A 20,625-nucleotide genomic window follows, 5' to 3' on the forward strand; every position below is an offset into this window, starting at 1 on the left:
TCCGTCCTTGGCTTGGATCTTCATCATAATCCGAATGTTCAATGGCGAATACCCGTACCACGCTGCAATAACCAGAGCGCCAACAGATAGAACGCCACCACAAATGCCATGATCGCTGCCAGCGAGGCATAGACGTTCACATCACTGACACCCAGCACGCCGTACCGGAAGGCGTTAACCATATAAACGATGGGATTGGCCAGGCTCACCATTCGCCAGAACTCCGGTAACAAGTCGATGGAATAGAACACCCCACCCAGGTAGGTCAGCGGCGTCAGAATGAAGGTGGGAACAATGGAAATATCATCGAACTTGTTGGCGAAGATGGCATTGATAAATCCTCCCAGGGCAAACAGGGCTGCCGTCAGTATCACCACGGTGATGGTGATCAGCAGGTGCTGCATGGATAGCTGGGTAAAAAACAGACTGAGCAGGCTGACGATCAACCCCACCAGCATGCCGCGCACCATACCGCCAACAATAAAGCCGTTAAGGATCACATGCGCCGGCATGGGCGACACCAGCATCTCTTCAATGGAATGCTGGAACTTGGTGGAGAAGAACGAGCTGACCACATTGCCGTAGCTGTTCTGAATCACACTCATCATGATCAGCCCGGGCACGATGTACTGCATGTAGTTGAAACCGCCCATCTCACCAATGCGACTACCGATGAGATTACCGAAGATCACGAAGTACAGGGTCATGGTGATCGCCGGTGGCAGCAAGGTCTGCGGCCAGATGCGGGTAAAACGTCGAATTTCCTTGGTAACGATGGTGAGAAAGGCCACCCACTGTTCGCGTGCACTCATGATGCCTGCTCCCCGGGCAGATTCTGCTCTACCAGTCGCACAAACAACTCCTCCAGCCGGTTGGCCTTGTTACGCATGCTCATCACTTCAAAGTGCTGTTCCTGCAGTGCCACGAACAAGGTATTGAGGCTTTGTGATTTCGGCACAGCCACTTCCAGCGTACGAGAATCTCTCAGCCACACCTCGAACCCTTCCAGTACCGGCACCTCGGTGACCGGCCGCGCCAGATCCAGAATGAAGGTTTCCACCTGCAATTTTTCCAGCAGGGATTTCATGTCGGTATTTTCCACAATGATGCCGTGATCAATGATAGCAATGTGGCGACACAGGGATTCCGCTTCTTCCAGATAGTGCGTGGTAAGAATGATCGTCTTCCCCTCGCCGTTGATACGGGTGAGGAAATCCCACATGGAACGGCGCAGCTCGATATCCACCCCGGCGGTGGGCTCATCGAGAATCAACAGCTCGGGTTCATGCACCAGCGCCCGGGCAATCATCAGCCGGCGTTTCATGCCACCGGACAGAGTGCGCGACTGCTTGTCGCGCTTTTCCCACAGGCCCAGTTGGCGCAGGTATTTCTCCGCACGCTCCCGGGCCAGAGGCACTGGGATGCCATAGAAACCCGCCTGGGTGACGACAATATCGAACACCTTTTCAAACTGGTTGAAGTTGAATTCCTGGGGAACCACACCAATTTTCATCTTGGCCAGGGCACGCTGGGTATCCAGGGAATGGCCAAAGATGCTCACATCCCCTGCGGTCTTGTTCACCAGGGAACTGATCACACCAATGGTGGTGGACTTGCCTGCCCCGTTGGGGCCCAGCAGGGCAAAAAAATCGCCCTTCTCCACCTGCAGGTCGATGCCCTTGAGCGCGTGCACGCCATTGGCATAGGTCTTGGTCAGATTACGAATCGTCAGAGCAGACAAGGATCACCTCGCCAAAATGGTCGAATGGATGATGAAGAGAGGGATCAGTGATCCAGAACCCGGTGGCCATGTTCACCACGCCAGACCCAGTGCATCTGCCCGCCGCTGAACCATACCCAGAGCCCTTCCATCATCCAGGGCCAGTCTTCTTCGCTGATTCGGCGCCGGCCATGCAGCTCGGCCACCAGCACCGCCAGGATAGTGTCATGGGTCACGTGAACATTGAGATGGCCACTGGCAGGTTCTCTGGCCTTGAGATAAGCCGCCAGCTTGGAGCGGCCTTCCGCCGGTGACAGCATTCCCTCAAACGGCTCTTGAAGGTGGTGATTGAGGAACTTGAAGGCGCCCATTTTCAGGAAGGTGGGGCCTACCTGATTGAGGTCTTCCACATAGCAGCCGGGCTCCACCAGCGTGGTATCTGTGGTCACCTCGGGGATCTCCGCGATCAGCCCGGCCTTGCGGGCACCTTCCGCCATGGCGATGGCGGTATTCACGCAGCGCCCAACCGGGCTGGAATAGAACGCCTCCACCGGCCGCGCCAGCTGGGTGCCCCATTCGCGGGCCATGTCGATACCCTCCGGAGTCAACGGCAGCCGATAGTCGGCGAAGCCGTTCTTGGCCAGCTCACGCACGGAATGACGCGTCAGCAGATGGACAGGCTTGTCCTTCGGCAACAGGTTAAGGGCTTCCAGCAATCGCGGGTGTAGGCGCGCCATAGTCTCTTCACTTAGGGTCAGGCCTTAGTGTACGGAGCGCTATAGCGAAAGCAAACCATGAGGGGAGATTCATCGTACTACTGGTGAGCACAACACCCACCGTAGACCGGATTAGCCAAGCCTGTGCGTGTTGCCTGTTGCGTGAACCATGTTGCATCCGCAGAGCGGCATAAAAAAAGGGACCCGAAAGGGTCCCTTCTAATTTGGAGCGGGAAACGAGATTCGAACTCGCGACCCCGACCTTGGCAAGGTCGTGCTCTACCAGCTGAGCTATTCCCGCTTAACTACTTGCCAGCTAATCGCTAGCGAATTAGTGGCGTCCCCTAGGGGAGTCGAACCCCTGTTACCGCCGTGAAAGGGCGGTGTCCTGGGCCACTAGACGAAGGGGACCCGGGCTTGACGTGGCACGTCAAAGCGGCGCGTAGAATAGGTATCTGATCGCCCAGCGTCAAGGAAAAATTTTGTCCCAGTCCGTCATTGACCCGAAAAACCTGTGCTGCTCTGATAATGCCTTTACTGATTTCAGAAAATTGGCGAAAAAACACACACTTATCGGGAGAGTAACGCATGACCATCAAGCTGTACGGAGCCGCCCTGTCGCCATTCGTCCGCAAGACCCGGGTTGCCCTGGCACTGAAAGGCATTGAGTTTGAATCTGTCCATGTGGACCCCACCAGCCCCCCTGAGGGCTATGAAAAAATCAGCCCCATGAAACGGATTCCCGCACTGGAAGTGGACGGCCAGTACCTTGCCGACTCTGCAGCGATCTGTGCCTGGATGGAAAAAACCCAGCCGGAAACGGCGCTCTACCCCAGCGATGCCATGGAAATGGGCCAGGCTATCTGGTTTGAACGTTTCGTGGATTACGACCTGGCCATGCGCTGCACGTTTGCGGTCTTCCGCAACCGGGTGGTCATGCGCCTGATCGGCAAGGAATGCGATGAAGAGAAAGTCCAGCACGCCCTCACCACCACGATTCCACCGCTGTTCGCCTATCTGGACAAGGCGTTGGACGGCCGCGAATTTCTGGTCGGCGACAGCATCACCATTGCTGATATTGCCCTGGCCAGCCAGATGGTGAACTTCAAACACGGCGGCGAAAGCATCGACCCGGCCAAATACCCCAACCTGGCCGCCCACACCGAGCGCATGCACGCCCTGGCGCCCTTTGCCAAGACCATCGAGAAGGAGTCCGGGTTTATTCAGAAAATAATGGGGTGAGTGAGGCAGTGAATAGTTAACAGTGAACAGTTAATAGCGACGCGCTCAAGCCTGTCGCCATTAACAATCAATGAGGCCGCGCCCATACCATGGACGCGGCCTCTCACATTCCAGCTCACACCCACCCAGCCACGCGCGCTGTTAACTGTTCACTATTCACTGTTAACTGCCTCCGTCTCCACCGTCACCAACGTCGCACGACCATTCGCTGCCACCTTCACCACCGCCACAGCGCCATCGCGTAATTCCCGCTCCAGTTGCAGCGCCTTTTCCTTCGGGGCGAACAAGGCTTCGATACCGAACGTCACCCGGCTGGTGCCGCCCCAGGGTGAGCCGGTGACTCTGCCGCGCAGGTAGAGGCCCTGCTCCGGGGGCTGGTGAGCGGGAGCCTGGCCGCGCCACACCTGGCCGTCCTGTTGCAGCGGCAGGTAGATCACATCGCCGGGGCGAAAGCCCGCCGTGGGCAGTGTGCTGAAGTCATAGCCCAGGCGGGCATAGTTGCCGCGGAACAAATCCCGCGGGTCAACCGGGCGGGTTTCCAGGCGAATTTCCTTGCCCAGCCATAGCGGGTAGAAACCATTGACGAATACCCCGGCGAGAATCGCCACCTGCAGGGTAAGCGCGGCCAGCAAGGCCAGACCTAGAGTGCGCTGCTTCATGCCTGCCCCTCCCCGGATTCCTGCTCCGCAAGGCGTTGCTGGCGACGCCAATAGCGCGCCGCGCCGTAGAGCACCGCGGCCGCCACCAGGAACATGGCCGCCGCGCCCAGGTAATCGCCAAAAAGGTCGAGATAGCGCATCACCGCCAGCGCCAGTACCAGGGCAATGCCGCTGTAGAAGAACTGGCTGAGGCCTCGCCGCAAGCCCTCCTGAATCAGCACAATGGCCGACAGCAACGCCAGCAGGTTGACCGCCACCGCAAACAAAGCGGCGTCATCGCGGCTCAACAGGCCATGAATGCCCAGCATGGCAAACGGCAACAGCATTACCAGCAACCGCCCACCAGTCTGCCCCAGCCGCCGGAACACCAACAGTGATGACGCCAGCAAGGCGGCCAGCAGCCCCAGCCACAACCCCGGGTCCGCCAAACCGGCCTGTTCATGGAGGTAGCCTTCGGCGAATTCGCTGAAGGTGAACGGCAGTAACAGCAGCAGATAGCCACGCAAGGTCCACAGGCCGATCAGGCTGCCAGCCCGTTGCCAGTGCAATGCACTACGACTGCCCAGCCAGCACACCAGCGCATAGAGCAACGCCAACAGGCCCAGATTCAGGGTCAGATGACCGGCCTCGAAATCCGGGCCGCGGGGATAGCCATAGGCCCAGCCCAGCAACAGGTTCAGCCAGCTCACCCCCACCGCCGCCAGCACCAGCATCAGGCCAGCGGAGCGGGCCTGCACCGCCACGGTCAGCCCCACCGCCATAAACAGGGCCATGGCCCAGGGCGGTGAAAACTGCCCTTCGGCGAACAGCCAGAGCATGGCCACCGCCAGCATCAGCAGGGTGACCACCCGGCTGCGCACCAACCAGGCCATGGGTGCCACGCCCAGCGCCCAGTAGAACAGGCCGTCAGGGAAATGTTCACCCAGGTGGTAGATCTGCGCGATCAGCATGATGGAGGCGCCATAACTGATGCCGCCGAGAAACAGCCAGCCGATACCCTCACGGCGCTGCAGGTATTGATAGATCCCCACCCCGTTCAACGCCACGGTGGTGGCAATCAATCCCAGCATCCGCACTGCACGGGGAATCGTCTCCCAGTTGGCCGACACCAGCAGCAGGATGGCCATGCCGACGAATAACAAGGCCACGGTCACCAGCACCTTGTAGGCCAGCGAGCTGTCCGAATCGTCGTCCAGGCGGGTGCCGTAGCGGGCCAGAATCCGGTTGCCCTGGTCTTCGCTGATATCGCCGTCATCCACCCACTGGCGACATTCGCTGCGCAGCTCGCGACGCAGTAAACCGAGAAGTTGCATGCAGAGTCCCTTGTGCTTTTCTCTGATCAGACCTGACGAGGTAGCGAAAGGCAACGCCAGGGTGTTGCGAGAAATGAGCCAAGCCGTTCAATAAAGCCCCCTGTAGGAGCGGCGCTCGAGCCGCGAACCCGAGCCCTGGCGAGGAACACCAGAGGAAGGAAATGCCGCGCGACGCGCGGTTCGTCCCTCAAGCGGAACTCCTACAGCACCCGGCGGTGTTTATCGCTTGCCCCCCAATCACACCGGCAGGCCGATGCGCTTGGCTTCCATGCGACGCAGGAATTCCAGCATTACCTGGCGGTAGAGATCTTCACCCAGCCAGGCATCTTCCACCCCGGCATCGATGTTCGGGTTGTCGTTCACCTCGATCACCACCACCTGATCGCCGGACTGTTTCAAGTCCACGCCATAGAGGCCATTGCCCATCAGCCGCGCGGCCTTGAGTGCGGCCTTCAACACCTTGGGCGGCACTTCCTGTACCGGCAAGGTACGGCTGTTGCCGGATTCGGTCTTGCCACCGCTCTGGTGGTGATAGATCTGCCAGTGTCCCTTGCTCATGAAGTACTGGCAGGCAAACAGGGGCCGGTTGTTGAGCACGCCGATGCGCCAGTCGTAATCCGTGTACATGAAGGCCTGGGCCAGTACCACCGAAGACTGCTTGAGGTAATCACGCAGGCTGGCGGCCAGCTCTTCGCGGGTCTTCACCTTGCTGATGCCACGGGAAAAGCTGCCGTCGGGGATCTTCAGCACCATGGGCAGTTTGAGTTCCTCGATCAGCTGATCAATCTGCTCATCGTCATCGCTGAACACAAAGGCGGTAGGCGGCACCGGCACGCCGTTGGCCTGCATCAGCTCCGCCAGATAGATCTTGTTGGTGCAGCGCAGGATCGAGCCCGGGTCATCCATCACGACCATGCCCTCCTGCTCCGCCTTGCGGGCGAACTGATAGGTATGGTGATCCAGCGCCGTGGTCTCGCGAATAAACAGGCCGTCGTATTCCCCCAGGCGGGTATAGGCATCGCGACCAATCTGGTCCACGCGAATCCCCAACTGGCGGCCGGCACGGATAAACCGTTTCAGCGCCGCCTTGTCACTGGGCGGCAACGCCTCTTCCTCATTGACCAGCATGGCCAGCTCGTAGCGATCGCTGCGGCGACGGCGGGGGTTGCGCCAGACACGGGCATTGAACTGCTCCAGAGACTGGGCAAAGGCATCTTCTTCCGCGCCTTTCAGCTGCTTCAGGGCCAGCGGCTTCAACGCTTCGATGGTCCACTGCTCGCGGCGACGAAAATCCACCTTCAGCAACGGGCAAGGCAACTGATCGAAAATCTGTCGACCCAGATCGGCCAGGCCTTCCTGGGTGGTATGGCCGAAGTACAGCATCAGAGAGAAGTGATCACTGCCACTGCCCTTGCGCTTCATGGCCTTGTCCAGCGCCGCCTCGAACTGACCGAAATGCAGGCCGTAGAGCGCCTTGCGGCTCAGATCGTTTACCGTCCGCACGGACGGCAATACCCGCTGCCCACGAGCTTCCGCCAGCAGGGAGCAGTAGTAGCCGGGGCTCAGATATTTATAGCTGCGGCACAGGTTGATCACCTGCACTTTCTTGTCGGTACAGACCGATTGCTGCGCCTGCAGATACTCCCGGGCAGAGAGCAGATGGCGGGCGGGATAGTAGGCGGCCCAGTCTGCGGGGTCGTCGACCAGAATGATAACCTGACTCATGAAAAGCCCTGAAAAACGGGGGCACCAGAAGCGGCACCGATAACCGCGAATGTAGGGCCAGAGAGGGAGGCGTAGCAAGCGGTTTTATTCAGTTAACAATGAATAGTGAACAGTTAACAGCGGCGCGGTCCAGCGCCGGTTCAACTACAAGCAAAGAGGCCGCGCCCATGCCATGGACGCGGCCTCCAATCTTTCAAAGCAAGACAACGCTCACTCGCGAGCTGTTAACTATTCACTGTTCACTATTAACTTTCTTCGCCCCCGGATGCCCCGCCTTTTCCAGCGCGTCCTGCACTTCCGGTGGCATGTAGGTTTCATCGTGCTTGGCCAGCACTTCCTCGGCTTCAAAGCGGTTGGTGCTGATCAGGGTGCCATTGGCGACGATGCCCTGCCCTTCGCGGAACAGGTCCGGCAGGATGCCCTGATAGTGCACGGTAAAGCTGCCCTTGCCGTCGGTGAGCACGAACTGTACGTCCAAGGTCTGCTGGTCGCGTACCACACTGCCCTCTTCCACCAGACCACCCACGCGCATCTGGGTATCCAGAGGGGCTTCCCCAGCCATTACCTGCTGGGGAGTAAAGAACAGGTTGATGTTCTGGCGCAGAGCGTAAAACATCAACCCACAGGCGATGGCCAGGCCCACCAGAATCGAAACCACCAGGATCAGTCGCTGCTTGCGTACCGCGTTCATTGTTCAGAATCTCCCAGAGTGTCACGGCGCTGTTGCCGTGCCAGACGTTGACGCACCTGTCCCTGAGCGCGTATCGCCAACGCCATGTTGGCGATAATCAGAAGCGCACTGACTCCATAGGCGCTCCAGACATAAAACCCGTGTTTTCCCATGGCCAGGAAATCGGCAAAGCTTTCAAAAGCCATCAACGATCGCGCTCCTTCACCAGTTTGTTCACCCACTTGCTGCGTCGTTCCCGCCACATGACTTCGGTGCGCGCGCGCAGCAGCACATTGACCGCATACAGCAGCCACAGCCCCAGCATGCTCAACAGCAGCGGATACTTCATGGCCGGGTCGATGGTGGATTCCCCGAACATCTTCAGGGTGGAACCCTGATGCAGGGTCTGCACCCATTCCACCGAATACTTCACGATCACCACATTGATCACCCCCACCATGGCCAGCAGGCCAGCGGCACGAGCAGCCTGGCGAGGATCACGGATAACCGCCTGCAGGGCAATCACCCCCACATACATGAACAGCAGGATCAGCATGGAGGTCATGCGCGCATCCCACTGCCAGTAGGTGCCCCAGGTGGGCTTGCCCCACAGAGCACCGGTTACCAGGGAAATGGCCGCCAGCCCTGCACCGAAAGGCGCAATGGCCTTGAGCATCACTTCCGCCATCTTCATGCGCCAGACCACTGCCACCAGGCCAGACACACCCAGGGCCATATAGCCCATCAGTGCACCGCTGGACGCGGGCACATGGATAAAGATGATCCGGTAACTGTTGCCCTGCTGATAATCACTGGGGGCGAAGGCCAGCCCCCAAACCAGGCCGGCAGCCAGCGTCAGCACGGCAATGGGAGTCAGCCAGGGCAGCACCCGGGAGCTGAAGGTGTAGAAATAGCGTGGTGAACCCAGCATGTGGTACCACCGCTTCAACGTTTGCCAGACCATTTAATTCCCTGAACTGATTTTGAGACCGGCGCTCACCGCCAGCGGTCCCAGACTGATCGTTAATGCCAGCAAGGCACCCAGAATCGCCAAAATGCCATCCACATTGGCGCCACCGGCCGCCGCACTCACCGCCCCGGCGCCAAAAATCAGCACCGGGATATATAGCGGCAACACCAACACTGCGAGCAGGATACCACCTCGATTGAGTCCCACCGTGAGGGCCGCGCCGATGGCGCCGACAATGGTCAGCGCCGGGGTGCCCAGCAGCAAGCTCAGCATCACCGTCCCCAGGGCCGCGTCCGGCAGTTGCAGCATATGGCCCAGCAGCGGCGAAATCAGCACCAGCGGCAGACCGGTCAGCAACCAGTGGGCCAGCAATTTGGCCAGCACCGGCACCACCGGCATCACCGGGGCTGTGAGCAGCATGTCCAGCACACCGCTTTCCTGGTCCCGACGGAACAGGCCGTCCAGGGACAACATCACCGCCAACAGGGCCGCCACCCAGAGCACCCCCGGCGCCACCGTGGCGAGCAATTCCGGTTTCGGAGAGATTGCCAGCGGAAACAGGCTGATCACCATGACGAAGAAAAACAGCGGATTGATAATCTCCGCCGGGCTACGCCACAGCACCAGTAATTCCCGACCCAGCGCGGCACGGAAGGCATTCATGACAACACCTCGGCACGGCCATTCTCCAGATGCAGACGCTGCACGCCGTCGCCCACCCGGTGGTGGGAGGTATAGATCACCAGGGAGCCGGCCTCCGCGGCCTGCTGCATCTGCGCGTCCAGTTGCGCCACGCCGTCCTGGTCGATGGCGGTGTAGGGCTCGTCGAGTACCCACACCGCTTTGCGCTCCAGCCACAACCGCGCCAAAGCAACGCGCCGTTTCTGCCCCGCGGACAGATGCGCCGCCGGCACATCCTCAAAGCCACGCAACCCTACCGCCGCCAGGGCTGCCATGGGGTCGCCGACCTGATGATTAAGGGCGCAGGCATAGCGCAGGTTTTCCAGCGGATTGAGCTCTTCGCGAACACCGGGCTGATGCCCCAGATACAGCAGGTCCTGCTGCCATTGGGGCTGCCACCAGCGTCGCTCACCCTCAAAGAAGCCATGCAACCCCACCAGAATCCGCAACAGGGTGGTCTTGCCGGCGCCATTGGCACCGGTAATCTGCCAGATTTCCCCGGCGCGGGCGGTCAGGCTCAGGCCACTGAACAGCATGCGATCGTCGCGCTCGCAGCCCAGTTGCACAAGCTCCAGTCTGGTGGATGAATCGGACAAAATTGCCTCCCTACGAACCTGTTCAGGCGCCATACGCAGCCGCGTTGCCCCTGAAAATGGCGCCAGGCAATACCTGCAACCCAAGGGCCGGGCCACTTTTTCCGCCAGCCCGCGATTGCTCTTATTTATGTAGAGTCACTACACCGCATAATCGCAATCACGAGCTGGCGAAAAAATTGACTCCGGCGCGGCCGCGTATAGCCCCTGAACAGGTTCTGACAGCGCGGCAGTATAGCATGCCCATTCATATCAGGCTTGATTCAGGCTAGCCTGTCACTCTACCCAAGAAGAGGAAGTCTCCATGCGCCTGATACCGGGATTTTTCACTCTGCTGCTTGCCGGCCTGCTCAGCGCCTGCGGCGCAGACAAGCCACTGGCCACCGTCGACCAGGTAGACCTGGAACGCTACAGCGGCACCTGGTATGAAATCGCCCGCCTGCCCCAATGGTTCCAGCGCGGTTGCTACAATTCCACCGCCACCTACTCCCTCAATGAGGACGGCACCGTGCGCGTGGTCAACCGTTGCCAGCGAGAGGACAAGGAACCCAGCGAAGCGCAAGGCACCGCCCGGGTAGTCCCCGGCTCCGACAATGCCAAACTCAAGGTGCGTTTCGACAGCTGGATCTCCAAGCTGTTGCCCACCATCACCGAGGGCAATTACTGGATCATCGCCCTGGATAAAAACTACCAGACCGTGGTGATTGGCGAGCCGAGCCGGGAATACCTGTGGATTCTGGCACGCACCCCGCAACTGCCAGATGATCAATATCAAGCTTTGCTGCAGCTGGCCGAGAGCAAGGGCTTTCCGGTGGACGAATTGCAACGCAACCGCGACCTGCAACCGGAACAGTGATCCATGGAACACCACGTCTATTTTGCGGTTTTCGGCTTTGACCATGATCCCCGCCAACTGGATCTGCTGCTGGGACAAAGCGCCGACGACTACTGGCATGAAGGCGAACCCTTCAGCGAGGCCTTTCCCGACGCCCGCCGCCGGGAAAATCGCTGGATCCTGTCCAGCCAGCTGGATCACACCGCCAGCCACCGGGACCATTTCGAGAAACTACTCTACAAACTCAAGCGCCTGGCCCCACAGCTACAGACACTGGAGCCGGACTACCGTTTCGGTATCGGCGTGTCACACTACTTCGTGATGGACGACCCTGCTTTCTACCTGCCCGCCGAGATTCTCGACGGCTACGATACGCTGGGCTTTGCCATCACCTTCGATCAACTGGGACTGGACGGCAGCCATGGCACAGGAAATTGAGCGCAAGTTTCTCATCAGGGACCCAGGCATTGTGGATTCGCTGGCCGGCGAACGTCTGACGCAGGGTTACCTGAGTCACGACAAGAACGCCACCGTACGGGTTCGCATTGCCGGCAACAGCGGCTGGCTGACCATCAAGGGCAAAACCGTGGGCGCCACCCGCAGTGAATTCGAATACCCGGTGCCTGAGGAAGATGCCCGGCAAATGCTGGATGAGCTGTGCAACGCCGGCGTCATCGACAAGACCCGTTACCGCCTGCCCCAGGGCGAGCTGTGCTGGGAGATCGATGTTTTCCACGGCGATAACGATGGCCTGATCGTCGCTGAAATCGAACTGCCCAGTGAAGACACCCCCTTCGACAGACCCGCCTGGCTGGGCGAAGAGGTCACCGGCGATGCCCGCTATTACAACAGCGCCTTGAGCAGTACGCCCTTCAACCAGTGGGCCGATGACTGAGCAGCGCTTTACTCTCTGGCGCCAGGACGATAACGGCATCAAGGCCAGAGTGGCTGACTACCCGACCCGCCAGGCAGCGGAACAGGCCCGGGCGGATTACGAATCCCTGGGTCACAAACAACTCTACTGGGTGGAAAAAAACCGTCAGCGCGACACTGAGTGAATTCACAGATTGCCGCAGGTCATCACGACGGGGTCATAATCAGCCGGGACACTCAGGCTGAGGAGGGAGGGCATCATGGACGACCACTCGCTGATTGAACGGCTCTGCCAACAGGCCATCCGCATTAATGAGCAAGCACTCACGGATTTGCAGCGTCAGCCCCTGACCGCCAACGCCGTGCATGACTGCCGGGTGGCGGTGAAACGGTTGCGTGCCCAGTGGCAGCTGCTGCGGCCCTGGCTGAGCCGAGACGATCACCGCACCTGCGACCACACCATCCGTAACGCTGCACAGGCTCTGGCCGGTGCCCGTGACACTCATGTGATGGCCGCCACCCTGCAAACACTGGCCAGCAAGGCCGACAAGCCCAGGCGTCACTCCCTGAGTCGGGTAGCCAACACGTTGTTCAGCGACCCGCAACCAAAGCCGGAAACCAGCCATCACCAGGACGCCATCATCGCCTTCACCCGGGATCAGCAGCACTGGCAGTCGCTGGCCCTGGGCATCAGTGACCATGAACTGCTGGTCAGCGGTCTGGCGCGTACCTACAAGCAGTGCCGCAATCGCACCATCAAGGCCCAGGGCGGGACCGAGCCAGAACCCTGGCATGACCTGCGCAAATGGGTGAAATATCTGCTCTATCAGCAGCAGAGCCTGGCGGATCAGCACATCCACACACCCTGCCACGATCAGGCCCTCACGCGCCTGGGCAAGACTCTCGGCAAACTCCACGACCTCCACATGCTTCGCGAATATGTGCTGGCACAAAGCCACACCATCGAGAGGCAGAAGGATCTGGCTCATACCCTGGACGCCATCCACGGGCGGGAAAAGCGTCTGCTGAAGAAATGCCAGAGCGACAGCCAGCGCCTGTTCCAGACGCCCACCAAAAAATGGATCGCCAAGGTGTCTACTACCTGACCGCAAGCAGAAACCTGCTTGCCCGCCCCGACCGGCTTGCTACAATATCCGGCGCGCCCGAGGACGACCTCGATCCTGGCACCCACTCGGGGACGACCCCATGCAGGAGTTTCTCATGGCATGGGCACTGGTCATTCTCGCCGGCATACTCGAATCCGGATGGGCACTGGGGCTGAAAGCCAGCCACGGCTTCACCCGCCCGCTTCCTTCCCTGTTAACCTTCATCGGCATGGCCGCCAGCTTCTGGCTATTGGCCAAAGCCATGCAGACCCTGCCCGTGGGCACCACCTACGCGGTGTGGACCGGCATGGGCACCATCGGCACCGTGCTGCTGGGGATTGTGCTGTTCCAGGATGCCGTCAACGCCCCTCGCCTGCTGTGCCTGGGGCTGATTCTGGCCGGCATTATCGGGCTGAAAGTTTTCAGCCCGTAGGCCCGACCCTCTGAAGCGATACAATAGGGGCGTGTCCCGGTTACCGGTTCCCTGTAACATGGCGGCCACGTCCCTCCCGCTGATACAGGTTTTTCATGCTCAATAATGACGTTCTGCGCCGCGCTCGCTATATCTTCGACTTTGACGATAACCGCATGATCGGTGTCTTCGCCGAAGCCGGCGAAACCGTGACCCGGGAACAGATCAGCGACTGGCTGAAAAAGGATGACGATCCGGCCTTCCAGAAGTGCAACGACCGCACCCTGGCGATTTTCCTCAATGGCCTGATCAATGCCCTGCGCGGCAAAAAGCCGGGCCCGCAACCGGAGCCCGAATCCCGCCTGACCAACAACATGATTTTCATGAAGCTGAAAATCGCGTTGAACCTGCAGGCCGAGGATGTGCTGGCCGTGCTGGAGCTGGCCAACTTCCGCATGAGCAAACACGAACTGAGCGCCTTCTTCCGCAAACCCGGCCACAAGCATTACCGGGAATGCAAAGACCAGATCCTGCGCAATTTCCTGGCGGGCTTGCAGGTACAGTTTCGCGACGGGGAATAACCGCTTACCTGAGAGGTAATGGCGTTACCCTGCCATAACGGGTTTCATGGCAGTAACACTGGAGACCTGCCATGAAACCCGACCTGCCCCAGACCCTTTTCCTGCTCAACAGCACCGCCCTGCTCACCCATCAGATCGATGCCGCCTACTGGCACGAGTGGAATCTTTTCCATCTACCCGGTGGTAATCAGCTCAACCTGATATTGAATCTGCCCATCATCGCCCTGGTATTACTCGCCTTCCTGCAAGTCGCCACCCACAGTCCACGGCAACGCCTTTGCCACCAGTTCCTGGCTGGCCTGGGGCTATTGACGGTGGCAATTCACAGCGGCTTTTTCCTGGCCGGGCATTCGGAATTTCTGCAACCCATGTCACTGCTACTGCTGGCCGCCACGTTGATCTTGTCTCTTACTCAATGGGTGACATTGCCACCTGCAAACCACAGCAACCAAACCTGAGGAAAATTGGGCCGCCAGCGACGTTATTCACTTCGCGAACCACTCCGGGCCGAACGTTTCTAATGTAGGCCTGCCAGCATCTTCAGGTTTTATGTTTTCGCTATTAACTATTCACTATTCACTATTCACTGTTCACTATTAACCAACCCGGCCTATAGAAACAGTTGTAGGAGCTATGCTTGCATGGCGAACCTCCTTTACGCCGTGTTCGCCATGCAAGCATAGCTCCTACAGGAACAGATCAACTGCCTTTAACCGCCCGCACCCCACTCAAAGTCTTGAAACACAATTCCTTGGCGGTTTCCCAGAATTCCTGCATGTAAGGGGTGTGATCGTCCTCCACCCGCACGGCCGCATACAGCGTGCGCCACACTCCCTTCTCACCCAGCCGCACGGTTTTCAGCAGGTCGTGCTCGGTGTATTCGGTGAGTGCCCAGTTGGGTAACGCCGCCACGCCACGGCCCGCCGCCACCAGTTGTGCGGTCATGGGGGTGAGCTCGGCGGTGCGGATGGCGGCGGGTTCGGCGTTGGCCGGGTTGAGGAAGGCGGTGAACACATCCAGTCGTTCCCGCTCCACCGGGTAGGTAATCAGGGTCTGGTCGGTAATATCTTCCGGTTCAATCCACTTGCTTGCCGCCAGCGGCGACTGCCGCGACACCGCCAGCACCAGCTCGTAGCGGAAAAGGGGCAGGTATTTCACCGCCTCGTTCTCCACCGGGTCGGAGGTGATCACCATATCCAGGTCACCACGCACCAGCGCCGGCAAGGGCGCAAAGCTGAACGCCGCAGACAGATCCATCTCCACCTCCGGCCAGTGTTCGCGGAACGCATCCAGGGCCGGCATCAGCCACTGGAAGCAGGAATGACACTCAATGGCGATGTGCAGGCGCCCGGTCTGGCCTGCCGCCAGCCGTTTCAGCTCCCTTTCGGTTTGCTGCACTCTCGGCAACACCTCCCGTGCCAGGGCCAATACCCGCAAACCGGCAGTCGTGAATCGCACCGGACGCGTGCGCCGGACCAACAAGGCCGCACCCAGCCTCCCCTCCAGATCCTTGAGCTGGTGAGACAGCGCAGACTGGGTCACATGAAGGCGTTCCGCAGCTTCCATCAGAGAACCGGCCTCTTCGATGGCCAGCAGGGTGGTCAGGTGTCGCACTTCCAGCATGAGAAAATCTCATATTCATAATTAGATATTTGATTTTGCCTCAACTTCACCTGTCTCCACAATAGCCATCAATCGCACTGGCCCCCGAATGCAGGCAGGCCAGTGCCCACCCTGTCAGAATGAAAGGACGACACCATGACCACCCTCCACAACCTCGGCTTTCCCCGCATTGGTGCCCGCCGTGAGTTGAAGCAAGCCGTGGAAGCCTACTGGGCCGGCGACCTGCAACAGACCGAACTGGAGCACGTGGGCAAGAGCCTGCGCGAACGACACTGGGCGCTGCAGACCGATGCCGGCCTGGACCTGGTACCGGTGGGCGATTTCGCCTGGTACGACCAGATTCTGGAATTTTCCTGCCTGCTGGGCGTGGTACCCAATCGCTTCCAGCAAGACAACGAGCAACCGGTAAACCTGGATACCCTGTTCCGCATGGCCCGGGGCCGTGCCCCCAGCGGTACGCCGGCGGCAGCCTGCGAAATGACCAAGTGGTTTGATACCAACTACCACTACATCGTGCCGGAACTGGCGGCAGACCAGACCTTCCGCATTGCCCGGGAAAGCCTGTTCGAGCAGGTGGAGGAAGCCAAAGCCCAGGGCCACGCCCCCAAGCCGGTGATCCCCGGCCCGCTCACCTATCTGTACCTGAGCAAGGGCGACAGCTTTGACGGTGCCGACGACAGCAGCAAGCTGGCCCTGCTGGACAGCCTGATCCCTGTGTACCGCCAGATCCTGCAGCGGTTCGCCGATCAGGGCGTGGAATGGGTACAGATCGATGAACCGATCCTGGTGCTGGACCTGCCCGACAGCTGGCAGCGCAGCTACCTGCGAGTCTACGACCAGCTCGCCGCCGCCAGCACCTGCAAGCTGCTGCTGGCCACCTACTTCGGCGGCCTGGAAAACAATCTTTTCACCGCCCTGGAACTGCCCGTGGATGGCCTGCACCTGGACCGGGTGCGCGGCAACGATGATCTCGGTCAGGTGGTGCCACGGCTGGGCGACAAGGTGCTGTCGCTGGGCTACATCAATGGCCGCAATATCTGGCGCACCGATCTGGATGCGGCCCTGGATGCGCTGATCTCCCTGCGTAACGAACTGGGCGATCGCCTGTGGCTGGCGCCCTCCTGCTCCCTGCTGCACAGCCCGGTGGATCTGGATCAGGAAGACAAGCTGGATAGCGAACTGAAAAGCTGGCTCAGCTTTGCCAAACAAAAACTGCAGGAATTGGCCCTGCTGGGCGGCGCGCTCGATGGCGACAGCAGCGTCAATGCCGGCTTGCAGCGTCAGCGCGAAGCCCTGCAGGCCCGCAGCTTGTCCAACCGCATTCATAACCCGGTAGTCGCCAAACGGCTGGCCGCCGCCGCCGAGATATCCCGCGACCGCCACAGCCCCTTTGCCGAGCGCATTGCCAAACAACAGCAGTCGCTGCAATTGCCAGCCTTCCCCACCACCACCATCGGCTCCTTCCCGCAGACCCGGGAAATCCGTACCGCCCGCCGCGACTGGAAAACCGGTCGCCTGGACGACGCCTCCTATACCGAACAGATGAAGCAGGAAATCGCCCGCTGCATTCGTTACCAGGAAGAGGTGGAACTGGATGTGCTGGTGCACGGCGAAGCCGAACGCAACGACATGGTGGAATACTTCGGTGAACTGCTGGATGGTTTTGTCTTCACCCGCTTCGGCTGGGTGCAGAGCTATGGCTCGCGCTGTGTGAAACCCCCCGTGATCTTCGGTGACGTGCAGCGCCCCGAGGCGATGACCGTGGCGTGGGCGCAATACGCCCAGTCACTCACCGACAAGCCCGTCAAAGGCATGCTCACCGGGCCGGTGACCATTTTGCAGTGGTCTTTCGTGCGCGATGACCAGCCTCGCGCCGATACCTGTCGCCAGATCGCCCTGGCCCTGCGCGATGAAGTGCAGGACCTGGAAGCCGCCGGCATCAAGGTGATCCAGATCGACGAACCCGCCCTGCGCGAAGGCCTGCCGCTGCGCAAGGCAGACTGGGGCCAGTACCTGGACTGGGCCGTGGACTGTTTCCGCCTGGCCACCGTGGGCGTAGCCGACGACACCCAGATCCACACCCATATGTGCTACTCGGAGTTCAACGACATCATCGAGGCCATCGCCGCCCTGGATTCGGACGTGATCACCATCGAAACGTCCCGCTCCAACATGGAACTGCTGGATGCCTTCCGGGATTTCCAGTACCCCAACGACATTGGTCCGGGCGTGTACGACATCCACTCCCCCAATGAACCGGACGTAAGCTGGATGGTGCAACTGATGGAAAAAGCCGCCGAGCGACTGCCCAGGGAACGGCTGTGGGTGAACCCGGACTGCGGCCTGAAAACCCGCAAATGGGAAGAAACCCAGGGCGCGTTGGCCAACATGGTGGATGCCGCCAAGCAGCTGCGCGAGGCGGGTTAAACATTCCGTAGGAGCTTGCCTGCAAGCGATTCACACTGTCCCGGTGACGATATCGCCAGCAGGCTGGCTCCTACGATTCCGTTCGAGGTTCTGCCCGGCGGTTGGTTATAGCGATCTTTTTGTGGGAACGAAGCGCAGCGTAGTAACGCCCGCAGGGCGGCCCCGAAGGGGTGAGCGGAGCGAATAAACCATGCTTGCATCACGAAGGGGGTTTGCCATGAGCTACCGCCGTATTCGTCATGCGAGCATGACTTCCCACAAAAAACCAACGCGCTGTTCTATTCGTCCAACGCCCCCTCCTCCGCTTCAATCACCTTCAACAACCGATCCGGCCCCAGCTCTACCGGCTTTGGCTCACCGGGTAATTGCCAATGGCCCGCGTGTCGCTCGTCCGGTTTGCTGTCCATCAATGGCAGGCTGGTGAGGTCCGCCAGGGCGTCGCGGAACAGGTCGGTGCGGTAGCATTGGGCAGCAAAGGTCTGGGTTTCTTCCAGGCTGCATTGACGCCAGCGCTGCATTTCCTCCAACAGAAAACGGGCATCGGAGCGCCAGGGGAAGTTGGCGTGGAAACCGGCGAATACGTGGAAGTGATGGGCCGGAAACGGTTGTCCGGTCAAGCCACCGGGCAGGCGCTGGCTGAACGGTGCGCGAATGATTTCCGCCGGTACATCCAGCCAGGCCGGATGCGCCAGTAGCGACAGGCTCTCCAGCAGATGCTCGTCGGCGTGGCGAGCGGCCTTATAGAGCGCCCGCAACATGGCGCGATGAGGCCCGGGATTACGGGCCACCCAGTCCCGCGACACCGCCAGCACTTTTTCCGGTGCGTTTTCCCAGATCTGGTAACCGGAAAGAATGCAGTGCCCGGCGCCGGTTAACGCCGCCAGACTGTTCCAGGGTTCGCCCACACAGAAGCCATCGATATGCCCCATGCGCAGGTGATCCACCATCTGCGACGGCGGCAACACCACCAGCTTCACGTCGTGATCCGGGTCCAGCCCGGCGACGCTCAGCCAGTGACGTAATTGATAGGCATGACAGGAAAACGGAAACACCACCGCCAGCACCAGCGGCGACTCGCCACTACTGGCACGGGCCGCCACCAGCTTGTTCATGGCACTGGCCATGTCGTTGGGCGTGGGCCCTTCGGACAGGGCACACAGCCCCTGGAACAACATGGGTGACACGGTAATACCGTTGCCGTTCAGCCCCATGGAGAATGCCGTGGCCAGGGGTTTCTTGATACACCCCAGCCCCAGCGACGTGGCCATCATCATGGGCGCCAGCATGGGGGCCGCATCGAGCTGCCCCACCAACAGGCGATCGCGCAGGCTGGCCCAGCTCCACTCCGGCTGCAGCTCCACATCCAACCCTTCCGCCGCGAAGTAGCCCGCTTCCTGGGCCACAACTAACGGCAAGCTGTCGGTGAGCGGCATATAGCCGATACGGATTTTCATGGGGTTGGCTCCGCAAGGGGCTGACGGCGAACGCTGGATGCCTGACGCTTGACCACCTGCACACCTTCAGCCGGTGTAGCACGCCATACCTTTTTGCTGGGTGCCTCGATCAGGCTGCGTGATTTTTTCAATGGGCTCACTCTTCTCATGCTCGCTCCAGTTTTGTGGGGCCGGTCGTTTGCTATGCCCTGCGGGTACAACCGCGAATTTCACCTGACTCAAAGGCAAACACATTCGCGATGGAACCATCGCTCCCACAGGGAAAGCTGGCCAATTCCATCACCCCTGCGCTTTCAGCATCTCGGCATAATCCAGCACTGACCTGGCCACCTGGATTAATGGCTGACCGGTATTCATGGCCTGGCGCCGCAGGGTGCTGTAGGCATCCTGCTCATTGAGGCGGCGGCGTTGCATCAGCAGGCCCTTGGCCCGCTCGATGATCTTGCGTTCTGCCAGCGCTTCGCGGGTCTGTTCCAGCTCCTCGCGCAGCGCCTGGTATTCCCGGAAACGGGCGGTGGCCACGCGCATCACGCCGCGCACCCGGGCCAGATCGGTTTCCCCGGCCACATAGGCACTGACGCCAGCACGCAGGGCCGCCACGATCAGATCCTCGTCGTCCTGGTTGCAGAACATGACCATGGGCCGCGGCATATCCCGCTGCACCAGTGCCATGCTCTCCAGGGTGTCCCGGTCCGGCGCGTCCATATCCACGATCACCACATCCGGATTACTGGAATGCACCTTCTCCGCCAGCCCGGCAGCACTGGTCAGACGACAGAGGATCTCGTGCCCTTCGTCGATCAGGGCACGCTCCAGAATCGCAGCGCGCGGTGGCTGGTCATCCACCAGCATGATTTTCAGGGCCATAGTGTCGGTAGCATCCAGGGATTGAGTGTTACTTGATTGGTTTGCAACGGTTGTGCCAGTCATGGGGTTATTAACTCACTGTTTTTCTTTGCGATTCCTTATTCACCACAACAGACCTCGCGGAGCGCACCATAGCGGTGCACTCCGCGGCGCCAAAA

At 60.1% G+C, this 20,625-nt stretch carries 24 protein-coding genes and 2 tRNA genes; 10 read left to right on the forward strand and 16 right to left on the reverse strand.

What is annotated here, in order from left to right:
* Positions 1 to 38: 38 nt before the first annotated feature.
* From ACMG4M_RS11655 to ACMG4M_RS11675, 5 genes are all read right to left on the reverse strand, one after another.
* Positions 39 to 812, reverse strand: coding sequence for an ABC transporter permease (locus ACMG4M_RS11655; RefSeq protein WP_035246803.1), 774 nt, complete (start codon positions 810 to 812; stop codon positions 39 to 41).
* Positions 809 to 1,741, reverse strand: a complete 933-nt coding sequence (locus ACMG4M_RS11660; RefSeq protein ID WP_035246801.1) for an ABC transporter ATP-binding protein — start codon at positions 1,739 to 1,741, stop codon at positions 809 to 811. Before ACMG4M_RS11660 ends, ACMG4M_RS11655 begins: the two co-directional genes overlap by 4 nt.
* A 44-nt stretch (positions 1,742 to 1,785) precedes the next feature.
* Positions 1,786 to 2,457 carry a histidine phosphatase family protein gene (locus tag ACMG4M_RS11665; protein ID WP_272961906.1) on the reverse strand — a complete coding sequence of 224 codons (672 nt, stop codon included), beginning with the start codon at positions 2,455 to 2,457 and terminating at the stop codon, positions 1,786 to 1,788.
* Between the two features lie 204 nt (positions 2,458 to 2,661).
* Positions 2,662 to 2,737, reverse strand: a tRNA-Gly gene (locus tag ACMG4M_RS11670).
* Positions 2,738 to 2,771: 34 nt separating this feature from the next.
* Positions 2,772 to 2,847, reverse strand: a tRNA-Glu gene (locus ACMG4M_RS11675).
* A gap of 177 nt (positions 2,848 to 3,024) precedes the next feature.
* Between ACMG4M_RS11675 and ACMG4M_RS11680 the strand changes: the two genes are divergently transcribed.
* Positions 3,025 to 3,678 (forward strand): glutathione S-transferase family protein, encoded by a 654-nt coding sequence (locus tag ACMG4M_RS11680; RefSeq protein ID WP_414430054.1) that lies wholly within the window; start codon positions 3,025 to 3,027, stop codon positions 3,676 to 3,678.
* Positions 3,679 to 3,830: 152 nt separating this feature from the next.
* On the opposite strand, the gene ACMG4M_RS11685 is transcribed toward ACMG4M_RS11680, so the two are convergent.
* The 8 genes from ACMG4M_RS11685 to ccmA all read right to left on the reverse strand — a co-directional run bounded on the left by ACMG4M_RS11685 (position 3,831) and on the right by ccmA (position 10,325).
* Positions 3,831 to 4,337 (reverse strand): GDYXXLXY domain-containing protein, encoded by a 507-nt coding sequence (locus ACMG4M_RS11685; protein ID WP_414430055.1) that lies wholly within the window; start codon positions 4,335 to 4,337, stop codon positions 3,831 to 3,833.
* Entirely contained in the window at positions 4,334 to 5,650 is a 1,317-nt protein-coding gene (locus tag ACMG4M_RS11690; RefSeq protein WP_035246793.1) for a DUF2157 domain-containing protein, read from the reverse strand. Before ACMG4M_RS11690 ends, ACMG4M_RS11685 begins: the two co-directional genes overlap by 4 nt.
* A 237-nt stretch (positions 5,651 to 5,887) precedes the next feature.
* Positions 5,888 to 7,375: a RimK family protein gene (locus ACMG4M_RS11695; RefSeq protein WP_035246790.1), complete on the reverse strand. Its 1,488-nt coding sequence runs from the start codon at positions 7,373 to 7,375 to the stop codon at positions 5,888 to 5,890.
* A gap of 232 nt (positions 7,376 to 7,607) precedes the next feature.
* Positions 7,608 to 8,066, reverse strand: a complete 459-nt coding sequence (gene ccmE / locus ACMG4M_RS11700; protein ID WP_035246787.1) for a cytochrome c maturation protein CcmE — start codon at positions 8,064 to 8,066, stop codon at positions 7,608 to 7,610.
* Complete coding sequence (ccmD, locus tag ACMG4M_RS11705) at positions 8,063 to 8,251, reverse strand: heme exporter protein CcmD (RefSeq protein ID WP_035246784.1); 189 nt, start codon at positions 8,249 to 8,251, stop codon at positions 8,063 to 8,065. Before ccmD ends, ccmE begins: the two co-directional genes overlap by 4 nt.
* Positions 8,251 to 9,009 carry a heme ABC transporter permease CcmC gene (ccmC, locus tag ACMG4M_RS11710; protein ID WP_414430056.1) on the reverse strand — a complete coding sequence of 253 codons (759 nt, stop codon included), beginning with the start codon at positions 9,007 to 9,009 and terminating at the stop codon, positions 8,251 to 8,253. The genes ccmD and ccmC overlap by 1 nt, the downstream gene beginning before the upstream one ends.
* The gene (gene ccmB, locus ACMG4M_RS11715; RefSeq protein WP_035246779.1) at positions 9,010 to 9,678 is read right to left on the reverse strand and encodes a heme exporter protein CcmB; all 669 of its coding nucleotides are present in this window, start codon (positions 9,676 to 9,678) and stop codon (positions 9,010 to 9,012) included.
* Entirely contained in the window at positions 9,675 to 10,325 is a 651-nt protein-coding gene (gene ccmA, locus ACMG4M_RS11720) for a cytochrome c biogenesis heme-transporting ATPase CcmA (protein ID WP_414430057.1), read from the reverse strand. The genes ccmB and ccmA overlap by 4 nt, the downstream gene beginning before the upstream one ends.
* A gap of 268 nt (positions 10,326 to 10,593) precedes the next feature.
* Here ccmA and ACMG4M_RS11725 point away from each other — a divergent pair, with 268 nt between their 5' ends.
* From ACMG4M_RS11725 to ACMG4M_RS11760, 8 genes are all read left to right on the forward strand, one after another.
* A complete protein-coding gene (locus ACMG4M_RS11725) occupies positions 10,594 to 11,145 on the forward strand; it encodes a lipocalin family protein (RefSeq protein WP_414430058.1) in 552 nt (183 codons plus the stop codon).
* 3 nt (positions 11,146 to 11,148) lie between these two features.
* Positions 11,149 to 11,562: a DUF4279 domain-containing protein gene (locus ACMG4M_RS11730; RefSeq protein ID WP_414430059.1), complete on the forward strand. Its 414-nt coding sequence runs from the start codon at positions 11,149 to 11,151 to the stop codon at positions 11,560 to 11,562.
* Positions 11,546 to 12,019: a CYTH domain-containing protein gene (locus ACMG4M_RS11735; protein ID WP_414430060.1), complete on the forward strand. Its 474-nt coding sequence runs from the start codon at positions 11,546 to 11,548 to the stop codon at positions 12,017 to 12,019. The genes ACMG4M_RS11730 and ACMG4M_RS11735 overlap by 17 nt, the downstream gene beginning before the upstream one ends.
* Positions 12,012 to 12,182 carry a hypothetical protein gene (locus tag ACMG4M_RS11740; protein ID WP_286826743.1) on the forward strand — a complete coding sequence of 57 codons (171 nt, stop codon included), beginning with the start codon at positions 12,012 to 12,014 and terminating at the stop codon, positions 12,180 to 12,182. The genes ACMG4M_RS11735 and ACMG4M_RS11740 overlap by 8 nt, the downstream gene beginning before the upstream one ends.
* A gap of 75 nt (positions 12,183 to 12,257) precedes the next feature.
* Positions 12,258 to 13,103 (forward strand): CHAD domain-containing protein, encoded by an 846-nt coding sequence (locus tag ACMG4M_RS11745; protein WP_414430061.1) that lies wholly within the window; start codon positions 12,258 to 12,260, stop codon positions 13,101 to 13,103.
* Between the two features lie 115 nt (positions 13,104 to 13,218).
* Entirely contained in the window at positions 13,219 to 13,536 is a 318-nt protein-coding gene (locus tag ACMG4M_RS11750; RefSeq protein ID WP_414430062.1) for a DMT family transporter, read from the forward strand.
* Positions 13,537 to 13,631: 95 nt separating this feature from the next.
* Positions 13,632 to 14,096 carry a DUF1456 family protein gene (locus ACMG4M_RS11755; RefSeq protein ID WP_035246765.1) on the forward strand — a complete coding sequence of 155 codons (465 nt, stop codon included), beginning with the start codon at positions 13,632 to 13,634 and terminating at the stop codon, positions 14,094 to 14,096.
* Positions 14,097 to 14,167: 71 nt separating this feature from the next.
* On the forward strand, positions 14,168 to 14,554 hold the full coding sequence (locus tag ACMG4M_RS11760; RefSeq protein ID WP_414430063.1) for a DUF6713 family protein: 387 nt from the start codon (positions 14,168 to 14,170) through the stop codon (positions 14,552 to 14,554).
* A 241-nt stretch (positions 14,555 to 14,795) separates the two neighbouring features.
* Here ACMG4M_RS11760 and ACMG4M_RS11765 read toward each other — a convergent pair whose 3' ends face one another.
* Positions 14,796 to 15,719 (reverse strand): LysR substrate-binding domain-containing protein, encoded by a 924-nt coding sequence (locus ACMG4M_RS11765; protein ID WP_414430064.1) that lies wholly within the window; start codon positions 15,717 to 15,719, stop codon positions 14,796 to 14,798.
* Between the two features lie 135 nt (positions 15,720 to 15,854).
* On the opposite strand from ACMG4M_RS11765, the gene metE reads away from it, so the two are divergent.
* Positions 15,855 to 18,146: a 5-methyltetrahydropteroyltriglutamate--homocysteine S-methyltransferase gene (metE, locus tag ACMG4M_RS11770; RefSeq protein WP_414430065.1), complete on the forward strand. Its 2,292-nt coding sequence runs from the start codon at positions 15,855 to 15,857 to the stop codon at positions 18,144 to 18,146.
* Between the two features lie 278 nt (positions 18,147 to 18,424).
* On the opposite strand, the gene ACMG4M_RS11775 is transcribed toward metE, so the two are convergent.
* Together ACMG4M_RS11775 and ACMG4M_RS11780 are read right to left on the reverse strand one after the other, a co-directional pair.
* Positions 18,425 to 19,600, reverse strand: coding sequence for a CmpA/NrtA family ABC transporter substrate-binding protein (locus tag ACMG4M_RS11775; protein ID WP_414430066.1), 1,176 nt, complete (start codon positions 19,598 to 19,600; stop codon positions 18,425 to 18,427).
* Between the two features lie 279 nt (positions 19,601 to 19,879).
* Positions 19,880 to 20,467, reverse strand: a complete 588-nt coding sequence (locus ACMG4M_RS11780; RefSeq protein WP_035246751.1) for an ANTAR domain-containing response regulator — start codon at positions 20,465 to 20,467, stop codon at positions 19,880 to 19,882.
* Positions 20,468 to 20,625: the final 158 nt, after the last annotated feature.

Origin of the sequence: Alcanivorax sp. IL3, from assembly GCF_047495465.1 — a bacterium.
GTDB lineage: Bacteria > Pseudomonadota > Gammaproteobacteria > Pseudomonadales > Alcanivoracaceae > Alcanivorax > Alcanivorax jadensis.